Origin of the sequence: Verminephrobacter aporrectodeae subsp. tuberculatae At4 (genome assembly GCF_000193225.1) — a bacterium.
In the GTDB taxonomy this organism is placed as follows: Bacteria; Pseudomonadota; Gammaproteobacteria; order Burkholderiales; family Burkholderiaceae_C; genus Acidovorax; species Acidovorax aporrectodeae.
On record NZ_AFAL01000508.1, the window covers coordinates 1 to 13238 of the forward strand.

Annotated in this window: 13 protein-coding genes and 4 pseudogenes; 12 read left to right on the forward strand and 5 right to left on the reverse strand. The window is 67.7% G+C overall.

Annotated features, from left to right (window positions below; genetic code table 11):
• Positions 1–354, reverse strand: a 354-nt coding sequence (locus VTU_RS0117250; RefSeq protein WP_010106464.1) for a GntR family transcriptional regulator, incomplete at its 3' end; no start/stop codon positions are given.
• Positions 355–429: 75 nt separating this feature from the next.
• Between VTU_RS0117250 and phnG the strand changes: the two genes are divergently transcribed.
• The 10 genes and pseudogenes from phnG to VTU_RS0117300 all read left to right on the forward strand — a co-directional run bounded on the left by phnG (position 430) and on the right by VTU_RS0117300 (position 8536).
• On the forward strand, positions 430–957 hold the full coding sequence (gene phnG, locus VTU_RS0117255) for a phosphonate C-P lyase system protein PhnG (RefSeq protein WP_010106465.1): 528 nt from the start codon (positions 430–432) through the stop codon (positions 955–957).
• On the forward strand, positions 954–1574 hold the full coding sequence (gene phnH / locus VTU_RS0117260; RefSeq protein ID WP_010106466.1) for a phosphonate C-P lyase system protein PhnH: 621 nt from the start codon (positions 954–956) through the stop codon (positions 1572–1574). Before phnG ends, phnH begins: the two co-directional genes overlap by 4 nt.
• A 5-nt stretch (positions 1575–1579) precedes the next feature.
• Positions 1580–2677, forward strand: coding sequence for a carbon-phosphorus lyase complex subunit (locus VTU_RS0117265; RefSeq protein ID WP_010106467.1), 1098 nt, complete (start codon positions 1580–1582; stop codon positions 2675–2677).
• Positions 2674–3597, forward strand: coding sequence for an alpha-D-ribose 1-methylphosphonate 5-phosphate C-P-lyase PhnJ (locus tag VTU_RS0117270; RefSeq protein WP_010106468.1), 924 nt, complete (start codon positions 2674–2676; stop codon positions 3595–3597). Before VTU_RS0117265 ends, VTU_RS0117270 begins: the two co-directional genes overlap by 4 nt.
• Positions 3594–4046, forward strand: coding sequence for a GNAT family N-acetyltransferase (locus tag VTU_RS0117275; protein WP_010106470.1), 453 nt, complete (start codon positions 3594–3596; stop codon positions 4044–4046). Before VTU_RS0117270 ends, VTU_RS0117275 begins: the two co-directional genes overlap by 4 nt.
• Positions 4043–4843, forward strand: coding sequence for a phosphonate C-P lyase system protein PhnK (gene phnK / locus VTU_RS0117280; RefSeq protein WP_010106472.1), 801 nt, complete (start codon positions 4043–4045; stop codon positions 4841–4843). Before VTU_RS0117275 ends, phnK begins: the two co-directional genes overlap by 4 nt.
• The gene (gene phnL / locus VTU_RS0117285) at positions 4840–5559 is read left to right on the forward strand and encodes a phosphonate C-P lyase system protein PhnL (protein ID WP_010106474.1); all 720 of its coding nucleotides are present in this window, start codon (positions 4840–4842) and stop codon (positions 5557–5559) included. The genes phnK and phnL overlap by 4 nt, the downstream gene beginning before the upstream one ends.
• Positions 5556–6709 (forward strand): annotated as a pseudogene (locus VTU_RS27870) (alpha-D-ribose 1-methylphosphonate 5-triphosphate diphosphatase). Before phnL ends, VTU_RS27870 begins: the two are co-directional and overlap by 4 nt.
• Before the next feature lie 179 nt (positions 6710–6888).
• Positions 6889–7625 (forward strand): annotated as a pseudogene (locus tag VTU_RS35590) (type IV toxin-antitoxin system AbiEi family antitoxin domain-containing protein).
• Positions 7622–8536, forward strand: coding sequence for a nucleotidyl transferase AbiEii/AbiGii toxin family protein (locus tag VTU_RS0117300; RefSeq protein WP_010106481.1), 915 nt, complete (start codon positions 7622–7624; stop codon positions 8534–8536). The pseudogene VTU_RS35590 and the gene VTU_RS0117300 overlap by 4 nt, the downstream one beginning before the upstream one ends.
• 100 nt (positions 8537–8636) lie before the next feature.
• Here VTU_RS0117300 and VTU_RS0117305 read toward each other — a convergent pair.
• Positions 8637–9265: pseudogene (locus VTU_RS0117305) on the reverse strand (response regulator); the annotation flags it as partial.
• A gap of 105 nt (positions 9266–9370) precedes the next feature.
• Between VTU_RS0117305 and VTU_RS27880 the strand changes: the two are divergent.
• Both VTU_RS27880 and VTU_RS0117315 read left to right on the forward strand, forming a co-directional pair.
• On the forward strand, positions 9371–10771 hold the full coding sequence (locus VTU_RS27880; protein WP_010106483.1) for a sensor histidine kinase: 1401 nt from the start codon (positions 9371–9373) through the stop codon (positions 10769–10771).
• Positions 10772–10816: 45 nt separating this feature from the next.
• Positions 10817–11203, forward strand: a complete 387-nt coding sequence (locus VTU_RS0117315; RefSeq protein WP_010106484.1) for a YcgJ family protein — start codon at positions 10817–10819, stop codon at positions 11201–11203.
• Positions 11204–11290: 87 nt separating this feature from the next.
• Here the strand turns inward: VTU_RS0117315 and fabF are convergent.
• The 3 genes and pseudogenes from fabF to VTU_RS0117330 form a co-directional block, all read right to left on the reverse strand.
• Positions 11291–12471, reverse strand: a pseudogene (gene fabF, locus VTU_RS27885) (beta-ketoacyl-ACP synthase II); the annotation flags it as partial.
• Positions 12472–12522: 51 nt separating this feature from the next.
• Positions 12523–12762: an acyl carrier protein gene (acpP, locus tag VTU_RS0117325; protein ID WP_010106486.1), complete on the reverse strand. Its 240-nt coding sequence runs from the start codon at positions 12760–12762 to the stop codon at positions 12523–12525.
• 100 nt (positions 12763–12862) lie between these two features.
• Positions 12863–13238 (reverse strand): SDR family oxidoreductase (locus VTU_RS0117330; protein WP_010106487.1); only part of this gene is annotated, 376 nt, incomplete at its 5' end.

Consider the following 13238-nt stretch of genomic DNA (forward strand, 5'->3'; position numbering starts at 1 on the left):
CAGCAGCACCAGGCTGCCGCGCAAGCCGGACTGCGCCAGGCCCTGCTGATGGCGCATGCGCTTGCCCAGCGCCAGGTCCACCGCAAAGTCTTCGACGTAGGTGCCGCTGCCCTGCGTGATGCGCACCAGACCCTGGCTGCACAGGTTCGCCAGGCAGCGGCGGATGGTGTGGCGGTTCACGCCGAATTGCTCCGCGAGCGCGTGTTCCGATGGCAGGCGCTGGCCGGGCGGATAGACGCCGCGGCCGATGGCGTCGGTCAGCTCGGCGGTGATGCGCGTCCAGAAGCTGGCGCGCGCCGGGCGCCGCGCGCAAGGGGGAGAAACGGGGGAAAGGGTGGCGATGCTGGCTGTCATGAAACCTACATGTGCGTGTTCTAAGCTGGCGCGGTTCGGCTGATTTGTCTATACAACTTTCAGAGTATCACCTGCATGTTTCAAGCCTTTGACAGCCCCGGCAAGCCCGTGGGCCGTGCGAACTGGATGGCGTTGCTTGCCCGGGCCCCGCTGGGGCTGCTCGAATCCGCGCTGCACGAACATGCCGCAGGCCCCGCGCGCTGGCTGCGCGCTCCCGAGACCGGACTGATGATGGTCCAGGGCCGCGTCGGCGGAACGGGCGAGCGCTTTCACCTGGGCGAGGTCAGCGTGACCCGCTGCGCGCTGCGTGTGGGGGTGGGCGCGGACGCGGTGGACGCGGCCGATGCAGCGGTCGGCGTGGCCTATGTGCTGGGCCGCTCGCACCGGCACGCGCAACTGGCAGCGCTGGCGGACGCGCTGTTGCAAGACCCGGCGCAGCAGCCGGCGCTCGACGCCCGCCTGCTCGAGCCCATCCGCTGCCATCTGCGCCGCGCGCAGGCCGCGCGGCAGGCGCGGGCGGCGAGCACCAAGGTGGACTTCTTCACCGTGGCGCGCGAGGGCGGGGCAGACTCCGCGCAAGACGCGCAGGACGCACAACAATGAGCGCGTCCACCCTGTCCACATTGGGCGCCGGCTTCGCGGACCCGGCGCTGGGCAGCCAGGCCGTTTTCCGCGCAGTGCTGCAGGCGCTCTCGCACCCCGGGCGCAGCGTGGCCGTCGCGCACGGTGCGCAAACGCCCGCTGCGGGCCATGGCGCTTCTGCGGCGGTGCTGCTCGCGCTGCTCGACGGCGACTGCACGCTGTGGTTGTCCGCGCGCCTGGCGGCCAGCGACGCGGGCCCATGGCTGCGGTTTCATACCGGCTGCACGCTGGTCACCGAACCCGGCTTGGCGCGCTTTGCCTGGGTGGCGCGGGGCGACGCCATGCCCGCGCTGCAAAGCCTGGCGCAGGGCAGCGACAGCTTCCCGGACCAATCCGCGACCTGCGTGCTCGACGTGGCGCTCGGCGGCCCCGGCGCCTGGCAGCTGAGCGGCCCGGGAATCCGGGACACGACGACGCTGCGGGTCGATGGCCTGCCCGACGATTTCCTGCCCCAGTGGGAGGCGAACCACGCCGCGTTCCCGCGCGGGATCGACCTGCTGCTGGGCGCGCCCGCGCACATTGCCGGCCTGCCGCGCACGGCGCGCATCGCCCGCGCAACACCAACCCGGGAGGCCTGAGACCCATGTACGTTGCCGTCAAGGGCGGAGAGACCGCCATCGTCAACAGCTACCGGCTGCTCGCAGCGCAGCGCCGGGGCGACGCCGCGCTGCCGGAGCTGTCGGTGCAGCAGATCCGCGCGCAGCTCAAGCTGGCCGTGGACCGCGTGATGACCGAGGGCTCGGTGTACGACCCCGAACTCGCGGCGCTGGCGATCAAGCAGGCTGCGGGCGATCTGGCCGAAGCCATCTTCCTGCTGCGCGCCTACCGCGCGACGCTGCCGCGCCTGGGCACTACCCGCCCGATCGACACCACGCGCATGGCGCTGGAGCGCCGCGTTTCGGCGACCTTCAAGGATTTGCCCGGCGGCCAGGTGCTGGGCCCGACCTACGACTACACGCAGCGCCTGCTGGACTTCACGCTGCTGGCGCAGGGCGAGACGCCGGCGCCAGCGCCGGACCGCGCGAGCAGCTTGTCCGAGGCCGCAACGCCCGTGCCGCGCGTGGTGGATCTGCTGAACCGGGAGGGCCTGATCGAAACCCGGCCTCTGCCCCCGGGCGACCCCGCGCCGCCGGATCTGACGCGCGAGCCGCTGCGCTTTCCCGCGCCGCGCGCGGCGCGCCTGCAGAATCTGGCGCGCGGCGACGAGGGCTTTTTGCTCGCCATGGCGTATTCCACCCAGCGCGGGTACGCGCACTCGCATCCGTTCGTGGGCGAACTGCGCCTGGGAATGGTGGCGCTGGAGATCGAGCCCGAGGAACTGGGTTTTGCGCTCTCGATCGGCGACGTCGAGGTCACCGAATGCGAGATGGTGAACCAGTTCGCGGGCAGCAAGAGCGCGCCGCCGCAGTTCACGCGCGGCTATGGCCTGGCGTTCGGCCACAGCGAGCGCAAGGCCCTGGCGATGAGCCTGGTGGACCGCGCGCTGCGCGCCGACGAACTCGGCGAGCCGGTGGAGTCGCCCGCGCAAATGCAGGAGTTCGTTCTCGCGCACAGCGACAGCCTGGAGGCATCCGGTTTCGTGCAACACCTGAAACTGCCGCACTACGTGGACTTTCAGGCCGAACTGGAACTGGTGCGCAGGATGCGCGCGGCGCAACCCGACGCGGGAGACACGGCATGAACGCCCCCCACGAGCCCCTGGCCATGGACGGCCTGCCCGCTGACGCGCGGCGCGTCAGCGGCGATTTCAACTTCGCCTATCTGGACGAGCGCAGCAAGCGCATGATCCGCCGCGCGATCCTCAAGGCGGTGGCGATTCCGGGCTACCAGGTGCCCTTCGGATCGCGCGAGATGCCGCTGCCCTATGGCTGGGGCACCGGGGGAATTCAGGTGACGGCGGCGATCATCGGGCCGCAGGACCGCCTCAAGGTCATCGACCAGGGATCGGACGATACCGTCAACGCGGTGAACATCCGCCGCTTCTTCGAGCGCACCACGGCCGTGGAGACGACCACGCGCACGCGCGCAGCCACGCTGATCCAGACGCGCCACCGCATTCCCGAAACCCCGCTCGCCGAGGGCCAGGTCATCGTCTACCAGGTGCCGGTGCCCGAACCCATGCAGCGCCTGGAGCCGCGCGAGACCGAGACGCGCACGCTGCACGGCCTTGCCGAATACGGCCTGATGCACGTCAAGCTGTACGAAGACATCGCGCGCCATGGGCATATCGCCACCACCTACGACTACCCGGTGCTGGTGAATGGCCGCTACGTGATGGCGCCGTCGCCGATACCGAAGTTCGACAACCCGAAAATGCATATGAACCCCGCTTTGCAGCTCTTCGGCGCGGGCCGCGAGAAGCGCATCTACGCCGTTCCGCCCTACACGGCAGTGCAGAGCCTGGGCTTCGAGGACCACCCCTTCGAAGTCCAGCGCTGGGACGCCGTCTGCGCGCTGTGCGGCGCCAGCGACAGCTTTCTGGACGAGGTGATCACCGACGACCAGGGAACGCGCGTGCATATGTGCTCGGATTCCGACTACTGCCGGGACCGCCAGGAGCCCCCGGCCGGCAGCGGACACGCCGGAAAGGACGCGCCATGAGCGTCACCCTGCGCGAGGCCACGCAGGCCGACCTGGAAGCCGTGCTGGTGCTGTACGCGGAAATCGAAAGCGACCCGCAGGACCTGCTCAGCCCGCAGCAGGCGCAGGCCATCTGGGCGCAGTTCGCGCGCTACCCCAGCTACCGGCTGTGGGTGGCCTGCGACGCCACGGCGGCCGTGGTGGGCAGCTACGCGCTGCTGATCATGCACAACCTCGCACACCGGGGCGCGCCGTCGGCGATCGTCGAAGACGTGGTCGTCGCCGCCCACCGGCAGGGCCAGGGCATAGGCCGCCGGATGATGGCGCACGCCATGGAGTGCGCCCGCGAGGCCGGCTGCTATAAGCTGGCGCTCTCGTCCAACGCCAGGCGCACCGGCGCGCACGCCTTTTATGAATCGCTGGGCCTTGTGCGGCACGGCGTCAGCTTCGTCATGGACATCCCGCGATGACCCCCCCGACAAACGCTTCGGACGCACAGGCGCCGCTGCTGAGCGTGCGCAATCTGGCCAAGCGCTACGGCGAGCGCGTGGCGTTGCAGGACGCGTCCTTCGACCTGTGGCCCGGCGAGGTGCTCGCCGTGGTCGGCGAGTCCGGCTCGGGCAAGTCCACGCTGCTCGACGCGATCGCTGCGCGCAGCGTGCCCGACGCGGGAACGGTGCAGTTTCGCCTGCGCGCTGGCGCGCTGCAGGATGTCTTTGCCATGAGCGAAGCGCAGCGGCGCCTGCTGGCCCGCACCGACTGGGGCTTCGTGCACCAGAACCCGGCAGACGGCCTGCGCATGGACGTCTCCGCGGGCGCGAACGTGGGCGAACGGCTGATGGGATTGGGCGAGCGCCACTACGGCCGGCTGCGGGCCACGGCCATGGAATGGCTACAGCGGGTGGAGATCGACGCCGCGCGCGTTGACGACACGCCGCGCAGCTTCTCGGGCGGAATGCGCCAGCGCCTGCAGATCGCGCGCAATCTGGTGACGCGGCCGCGCCTGGTGTTCATGGACGAGCCCACCTCCGGCCTGGACGTTTCGGTGCAGGCGCGCCTGCTGGACATGCTGCGCCAGCTCACGCGGCAGATGCAGCTGGCCGCCGTCATCGTCACGCACGACTTGGCCGTCGCGCGCCTGCTGGCGCAGCGCATGCTGGTCATGCAGCGCGGCCGCGTGGTCGAGTCGGGACTCACCGACCAACTGCTCGACGACCCGCAACACCCCTACACCCAGCTCCTCGTCTCTTCGGTACTGCAACCATGACCGCGCCCATACTCCAGATGAAAGGGGTGTCCAAGCGCTTCACCCTGCACCACCAGAACGGCGTCGAGCTGCCCGTTCTCTGCGGCGTGGACCTGAGCGTTGCGCCCGGCGAATGCGTGGTCCTCGACGGCCCCTCGGGAATGGGCAAGAGCACGCTGCTCAAGCTGATCTACGCCAACTACCGCGCCAGCGAAGGCAGCATCACGGTGCGCTCGGCGCAGGGCACGCCGATCGACGTGACGCAGGCCGCGCCGCGGACACTGGTGCAGTTGCGGCGCGACAGCATCGGCTACGTCAGCCAGTTCCTGCGCGTGATACCGCGGGTGCCGGCGCTCGACGTGGTGGCCGAGCCGCTGACCGAAGAAACCGCCGGCGACGCGCAGGCGCAGGCCGCCGCGCGCGCGCAGGCACGTGCCTGGCTGAGCCGGCTGCGCATCCCCGAACGCCTGTGGCAGCTGCCGCCGGCGACCTTCTCGGGCGGGGAACAGCAGCGCGTGAACATCGCGCGCAACATGATCCGGCCCCGGCCGCTGCTGCTGCTCGACGAGCCCACGGCGTCGCTGGACGCGGCCAACACCGAGACCGTGATCGCGCTCATCCGCGAAGCCGTGGCGCGCGGCGCAGCGCTGGTCGGCATCTTCCACGACGCGCACGTGGGCGCTGCGGTCGCCACCCGGCGCGTGAACGTGGGCGACTTCCGCGGGGCCGCGCGATGACCGCGACGCTCTTCAGAAACGCGCGCCTGGTGCTCCTGGGCGAGGTGCTGCTGGGCTGCCTGCGCACCGCTGACGGGCGCATCGCCGCGCTCGATTGCGGCGCCACCGGCGCTCCGGGGGAATGGACCTGGACGGCGACTACCTCCTGCCCGGTCTGGTGGAACTGCACACCGACAACTTCGAGCGCCACCTCATGCCCCGGCCCAAGGTGCACTGGGCCGAGATGCCCGCGCTGCTCGGGCACGACGCCGAGATCGCCGCCGCAGGAATCACCACCGTATTCGACGCGCTCGGCGTCGGCGAGGCGGACACGGACAGCCTGCGCGGCGCCCCCTGGGACCGGGTGCTCGAGGCCATGGACACCGCCGGCGCACGCGATCTGCTGCGCGCCGAGCACCACCTGCACGTGCGCTGCGAACTGCCGGCGCCCAACACCATCGACCTGTTCACGCCGTTCCACGGGCACCCGCGCCTGTCGCTGATCTCGCTCATGGACCACACGCCGGGCCAGCGCCAGTGGGAGAACCTGGCGCAGGCGCGCATCTACTACACCGGCAAGAAAGGCTGGAGCCACGAAAAGTTCGAGCGCCAGGTGGCGCATTCCGCCACGCTGCAGGCGCAGTACGCGCAGCCGCACCGCGCGTACTTCGTGGACTACTGCCGAACCCACGGCATCGCGCTCGCGAGCCACGACGACACCACCGCCGCGCACGTGGCGCAGGCGCACGCGGAGGGCGCCGCGTTGTCGGAATTTCCGACCACCCTGGCGGCCGCCCGCGCCGCGCACGAGCGCGGCCTGCTCACCGTGATGGGCGGTCCGAACGTGGTGCGCGGCGGGTCGCACTCGGGCAATGTGGCGGCCGCCGAACTGGCGCGCGCGGGCCTGCTGGACATCCTCTCGTCGGACTACGTTCCCGGCAGCCTGCTGAGCGCCGTGATGCAGCTGGTGCAGGACCAGGTCCTGGCCCTGCACCAGGCCGTCGCCACCGTCACCTGCAACCCGGCCCGCGCCGCCGGCATGCCGGACCGCGGCGAACTGGCCCCGGGCCTGCGCGCGGACCTGGTGCAGGTGCATATGGCCGAGCTGCCCGACGGCAATCGGCAGGCGGTGGTCCGCGGCGTCTGGCGCGAGGGACGGCGCGTGCTGTGATGCGCCCCGGGTCCGCCCGGAGCGCCGATGGCCCTTGGCAAGAAGCGGGGCCAAGCCCGAACACGCAGCTTGCACGCGCGGCAAGTTGCTCGATCTGCTCGTATTGCCGTAGCCCGGCTACGATTCAATCGTTCAAGCCAATGTTGCCATTTACTTGAATTAGTGCTAGAAATCGTAGCATGGCTACGATAGAGAGAACCAAACTAAATCACCTGTACACCCATTGGATACCGGGAACCCCGTTGACGTCAGAGGACCTGGCCACGCGGGGTATCTCCGCCGACCTCGCCGTCCACTACGCGCGCGCCGGCTGGCTCACTCGCCTGGCGCGCGGCGTGTACTGCCGCCCGAACGAAGTGCTGCAACTGCACCCCTGCCTGCTCTTGCTGGAACGAGCCGTCGATGGGCTGCATGTCGGCGGCAAGTCATCGCTCGACTGGTATGGGGTACGGCACTTCGTGCGACAGCAACCTGTCCTGGAGCTCTACGGCTGGACGGCGGCCAAACTGCCCGACTGGTTCACCGAACGCTTCCCGGCCGAATACCACCGCAAGCGCCTGTTCGACGAAGCGCCGAGCGCCCCGTTGCATGCCGGGCCACTCCAGAAGCGCAGCGGCGCGCCGCGGGTTTCGGCCCCGAACGCGGGTTGCTGGAAGTACTCAGCGAGGTCGGCGTGCGACAGCCACTGCAAGAAGCGCGTGAACTGGCGGAGAGTGCGTACAGCATGCGCGCCGACGTGCTGCGCGAACTGCTGCAACACTGCACCAGCGTCAAGACCGTGCGCCTGTGCCTGCAACTGGGACGCGAACTCTCACTGCCCTGGGCGGCGAAGCTGGACCGCGCGCAACTGCCCACCGGCAGCGCGAGGGCCTGGGTATCCCGTTCGGCCAATGGGCTTTTGGTGCTCAAGCCATGAACCAGACGTACCTCGACACCGCCCGCCTGCTGATCCAGATCGCGCCCTTCGTCCTTGCAGACGGCACGTTCGCGCTCAAAGGCGGCACCGCGATCAATCTGTTCATTCGGGACATGCCACGGCTGTCGGTCGATCTGGATCTGGTCTTCCCCGACCACAGTCTGCCTCGCGACGCGGCACTCACATGCATCCACGCCGCCATACGGCAATCCGCGGAGCGCCTGAACGCGCGGGGGTTTCAGACGCACACGCTGGCAACGCCCGATGCCGGCGAAACCAAACTGCTGGTGCGACGCGGCAAGATCGAGGTCAAGGTCGAGGTGAACTTCGTGATGCGTGGCACCGTCCAGCCCGTGCGCACCGCGGCCCTGACGCCCGCAGCCCGCGACGCCTTGCTGGCTGAGCTGGAGATTCCGATGGTGTCGTTGGAGGATGTGTATGGCGGCAAACTCGTCGCAGCCATGGACCGCCAGCACCCCCGCGACCTGTTCGACGTGATGCAGTTGTTCGCGCATGAAGGCATCACCCCAGGCATCCGGCGCGCTTTCGTGGTCTACCTCGCCAGTCACAACCGGCCGGTCCATGAAGTCTTGTTCCCGGCCATGCGCGACATCGGTCAAGAGTACGAACGCAACTTCCGTGGCATGACCACCGAACCAGTGGAACTGGACGCGCTACTCGCCACGCGCGAGCGCATGGTTTGGGAACTGCAAAGCAGCCTCGATGTCAATGAGCGCAGCTTTCTGCTATCACTCGTCAACAGCCGCCCCGAATGGCCGTTGCTGGGCATCGCGCATGCCGAGCATCTGCCGGGCATCCGCTGGAAGCTGCAGAACTTGGCCCAACTGCAACGCAAGCGGCCGGAAAAATTTACCGAACAAGCCCAACTGCTGGCGCAGAGGCTGGAATAAGCCTATGACACCGGACCGATCGGCCTCACCGGCGCACCCTCTGCGCTACCCAAAGAAGGCCCGCCACGCGCTCATTCTGTGCTGCTATTTGCGGGGCTAAGTCAATCAGGTGGTTCTTGAGCGCGTAGTAGGTCAGATCGGCGTTTGACGACAGGCACATCTTTCTCATGAGTCGCCTGCGATAGGTGCTCACCGACTTCACGCTCAGCGACAGTGCCCGGGCGATGTCGCCCGCCGTCTTGCCCTGGGCCAGCTTGAGGAACACCTGAAACTCACGCTCCGACAATTGTGCGTGCAGCGGCGCGGCGTCCCTGCGCTTGAGCTCCCGGGCCAGCAGTTTGCTCACGGCCCGGGTCAGGTAGCGGCGGCCCAGCGCGATGGTGCGGATGGCCTCCACGATTTTCGAGGGATCGCATTCCTTGTTCAGGTAGCCGCTTGCCCCCTGGTGGATCAGAGGGACCGCATAGTGCGTCTCGGGGTAGCTGCTCAGGATGAGAGTGCCCATATTGGGTGCCTTGGCGCGCAACCTGGCGAGCACGTCGATCCCGCTGCGGCCGGGCATCGACAGGTCCATGAGCAGCACGTCGATTTCCTTGTTGCGACCAGGTCGATGGCTTCCCCGCCGCTCGCTGCCTCCCCTTGCACCCGCAGATCCAGATGCTCCGACAGAAACTGGCGCAGTCCGGAGCGGACGATCGCGTGGTCATCCACAATGCCGATCTTGATCATCGCGCCGTCTTTCCTTACCGTACGTATCGACCGGGAAGCGCTCCGGCTACTCCTGCACGGCCGGGGCCCATTCAAGCGGCCGGCCATTATCCGGAAATCAAGCGTATGCACCCCGAAGAAAACCCCCGGCGCTGGCTGTCCCGGGTGCGCAAGATGGCGCGGAGCCTGCCCATGGTGCTGCTCGCGGCCATGGCGGTGCTCGTGGGCATCAACGAGACGGGGCACTTGCGCTCTCAGGATGCGGTAGGGCAGATGGCCCTGGGCCGGAGCACGCACAGCGACGTGAGCACCTTGCTGCAAAGCATGCTCGACGCGGAGACGGGGCAGCGCGGCTATCTGCTCACCGGCGACGAGACCTACCTGGCGCCCTACGACCTGGCCATCTCCACCGTGCAAACCAAGCTCGACCGGCTGCGCCAGCAATTCGTGCACGCACCCGAAGACATGCAGGAGTTCGGACTGCTCTCGCAGCAGATAGCGTGCAAGCTCGCAGAGATGGAACTCAGCCTGCGCCTGCGCCGGCAGGGCAATATCGACGCCTGGAAGTTCATCCTGAACACGGACATGGGCAAGGAGTGCATGCAGGCGATCCACCAGCATGCGCTGGAACTGATCCAGCGCAGCGACCGGCGCGTGCAGAACGGCCAGCGGCAAATCGAACAGTCGCTCATGCTGTCGCGCATCGGCATTGCCACGGTCACCGTCATTGGCCTGCTCGCCTTTTCCATGTATCTGCGCCAGGCGCGGGCCCTGCAGGCGGTCAACCAGCGCGAGCAGGAATTGCTCGAACGCGAGCGGGACCGGCTCGAGGGACTGGTGCGCGAGCGCACCGCCACGCTGTCGGCGCTGGCGAATCACCTGCAGCAGGTGCGCGAGGAAGAGCGGGGGCATCTGGCGCGCGAACTGCACGACGAGCTGGGCGCCTTGCTGACCGCGGCCAAACTCGATGTGGCGCGCCTGAAATCCAAGATCGACGCGACGCCACCGGACGTTGCCGAGCGCCTCAGGCACCTGACCGAAACGCTCAACAGCGGCATCGCGCTCAAGCGCCGCATCATCGAAGACCTGCGCCCCTCGTCGCTGTCCAACCTGGGGCTGAGCGCCGCCATCGAGATCCTCACGCGCGAGTGCGCCGAGCGCGCGGGAATCGAGGTCGAGACCAGTCTGGAGAGCGTGCAACTGCCCGAAGCCACGCAGCTCACGGTATACCGGATGGTTCAGGAGGCCCTGACGAACATCGGCAAGTACGCCAAGGCCCGCAGGGTGCTCGTTTCGGTGCATTCCCATCCCCGCCACGTGGCAGTGCAGGTGCGCGACGACGGCCTGGGGTTCGACCCCGTCAGCGTGCGCCCCAACTCGCACGGTCTGGCGGGCATGCGGCATCGCGTCGAGGCCGCAGGCGGTCGCCTGTCCATCGCCTCGCGCCCCGGCGGGGGCACCTTGGTCTCTGCGATATTGCCGCTGGAATACACTCCCGGCACCCCGCCTGCGCTCCAGGGCGTCTGATGCGTTGCCCGGGGTCGCAGTCCATGGAGATCGTTGATGCAAAGAATGAACCACGAGCCGGCCACCGGGTGCAGACCCGGATCGGGCCTGGCATTTTCTCTGGCCCTGCTGCTGGCCGTATCCGCGATCCCTGCCCACGCCGGGCGGCGGGCCGCGCTTCGCGCACCCGAGCCGGGCGTACTTTGCGACCGCTATGTGTGCGCCAACGACCAGGGAATCTCGCGCAGCCTTACCGAAAAATACCTCGGCAAAAAAACCGCGACGAAACTGTTCTCACAGGGCGATTTCGACCTGACCGAGTTCACTTTCGCAAATGGCATTTTCTGCGACACCAAGGAGCGGCTGTGCCGCAGAGATCGGTACTACGGCGCGGACGGCAAACGCAGCGGGGCCGTGTCCGGGAAATACACCAGAAAGCTGTTTGGTCCGTGATTCGCGCCGACGCCGCAGCGGCGATCAAATGCGCTTGAAAACCAGCGTTCCGTTGGTGCCGCCAAAACCGAAGTTGTTTTTCACGGCCACATCGATTCTCATGTCGCGCGCGGTGTTTGCGCAGTAGTCCAGATCGCACTCCGGGTCCTGCTGCAACAGGTTGATGGTGGGCGGCACCTTCTGCTCGTGCAGCGCCAATACCGTGAACACGCTTTCAATTCCGCCCGCACCGCCGAGCAAATGGCCCGTCATGGACTTGGTCGAACTGATGACGGTGCTGTAGGCGTGCGCGCCCAGGGCGGCCTTGATGGCATGCGTTTCATTGAGGTCGCCCAGGGGCGTGGACGTGCCGTGGGCGTTCAGATAATCGACATCCGCGGCATTCATTTCGGCGTTGCGCAGTGCGCCCAGCATGGCGCGGCGCGGGCCGTCCATGCTCGGGGCCGTCATGTGGCCGGCGTCGGCGCTCATGCCGAAACCACATAGTTCGGCGTAGATCCGCGCGCCGCGGGCCTTTGCGTGCGCGTACTCTTCGAGCACCAGCACGCCGGCGCCTTCCCCGAGCACGAAACCGTCGCGCTCCCTGTCCCAGGGGCGCGAAGCGGTCTGCGGGTCGGCGTTGCGCGTGGACAGGGCGCGCATCGCAGCGAAGCCGCCAATGCCCAGCGGAGAGACCGTGGACTCGGCCCCCCCGGCGAGCGCCACATCCGCGTCCCCGTACTCGATCATGCGGCCCGCCACCCCGATGCAGTGCAACCCCGTGGTACAGGCGGTCACCACGGCGAGGTTCGGCCCCTTGAAGCCAAAGCGCATGGATACGTGGCCCGCCACCATGTTGATGATCGACGCAGGAACGAAGAACGGCGTGATGCGCCGTGGCCCGCGCTGTATCAGTTCCACATGGGTGTTTTCGATCAACGGCAGGCCGCCGATTCCCGAGCCGATCACGCAGGCGATGCGCGTCGCGAGTTCCTCACCGAGCGCATCCCCCGTGGGCAGACCGGCGTCCTGCACGGCCTGCTCGGCGGCCGCAATGCCAAAATGGATGAAAGTGTCCATCGCGCGCGCGTCCTTGGCGCGGATGTACGAATCCAGGTCGAACCCCTTGACCTCGCCTGCGATCTTGCAGGCAAAGTTCGACGCGTCGAACTTGCTGACAGGCCAATGCCGGATTTTCCGGCCAAGATATTGGCCCAGGAATCGGCCACCGTATTGCCCACGGGGCTGACGCAACCCAGACCGGTCACGACGACGCGACGACGGCTCATGCGTAAAAAAACCTTTTGCTGGATCGCCCGAATCGGGTCGTGCGACGCCCCTCAAGCCTTCTGATGGCTGTTGGCGTAATCGATGGCGCTTTGTACCGTGGTGATCTTCTCGGCGTCTTCGTCCGGGATCTCGATTCCGAATTCGTCTTCCAGCGCCATCACCAGTTCCACGGCGTCGAGCGAGTCGGCACCGAGGTCGGCCACGAAAACCTTTTCATTTGTGACCTGGGACTCCTCCACGCCGAGTTGATCGGCAATGATTTTCTTGACGCGTACTTCGATATCGCTCATGGTTTCCCTCTGGGGATGGTGAATGAATCCGCGATTCTAGCCGCTTGGGAGCCCTGCCCGACAGCCCACCACCCGGATGAATCCGTGCCAATTCCATCGATTACATGTACATACCCCCATTGACATGCAGTTCCTGCCCCGTCACGTAGCCGGCCTCGCGCGAGGCCAGGTAGACGACGGCGTGCGCGATGTCCGCGGGCTGGCCCAGATGCCCCAATGCGATCCGCGCGCGCAGCGCCTTTTGCTGCTCCTCGGGCAGGCTGGCCGTCATGTCGGTCTCGATGAAACCCGGGGCCACGCAGTTCACCGTGATTCCGCGGCTGCCCAGTTCGCGCGCCAGCGCCCGGGTCATCCCCGCGACGCCGGCCTTGGCCGCCGCGTAGTTCGCCTGCCCCGGGTTGCCCGACGCCCCGACCACGCTGGTGATGCTGATGATGCGCCCGAAGCGCTGCTTCATCATGGGCCGCATGGCAGCG

Bases quoted from the DNA above. Each gene is read 5' to 3' on its own strand.
- phnG (WP_010106465.1), top strand. From the start codon at position 430: ATGTTTCAAGCCTTTGACAGCCCCGGCAAGCCCGTGGGCCGTGCGAAC.
- phnH (WP_010106466.1), top strand. From the start codon at position 954: ATGAGCGCGTCCACCCTGTCCACATTGGGCGCCGGCTTCGCGGACCCG.
- VTU_RS0117265 (WP_010106467.1), top strand. From the start codon at position 1,580: ATGTACGTTGCCGTCAAGGGCGGAGAGACCGCCATCGTCAACAGCTAC.
- VTU_RS0117270 (WP_010106468.1), top strand. From the start codon at position 2,674: ATGAACGCCCCCCACGAGCCCCTGGCCATGGACGGCCTGCCCGCTGAC.
- VTU_RS0117275 (WP_010106470.1), top strand. From the start codon at position 3,594: ATGAGCGTCACCCTGCGCGAGGCCACGCAGGCCGACCTGGAAGCCGTG.
- phnK (WP_010106472.1), top strand. From the start codon at position 4,043: ATGACCCCCCCGACAAACGCTTCGGACGCACAGGCGCCGCTGCTGAGC.
- phnL (WP_010106474.1), top strand. From the start codon at position 4,840: ATGACCGCGCCCATACTCCAGATGAAAGGGGTGTCCAAGCGCTTCACC.
- VTU_RS0117300 (WP_010106481.1), top strand. From the start codon at position 7,622: ATGAACCAGACGTACCTCGACACCGCCCGCCTGCTGATCCAGATCGCG.
- VTU_RS27880 (WP_010106483.1), top strand. From the start codon at position 9,371: ATGCACCCCGAAGAAAACCCCCGGCGCTGGCTGTCCCGGGTGCGCAAG.
- VTU_RS0117315 (WP_010106484.1), top strand. From the start codon at position 10,817: ATGAACCACGAGCCGGCCACCGGGTGCAGACCCGGATCGGGCCTGGCA.
- acpP (WP_010106486.1), bottom strand. From the start codon at position 12,762: ATGAGCGATATCGAAGTACGCGTCAAGAAAATCATTGCCGATCAACTC.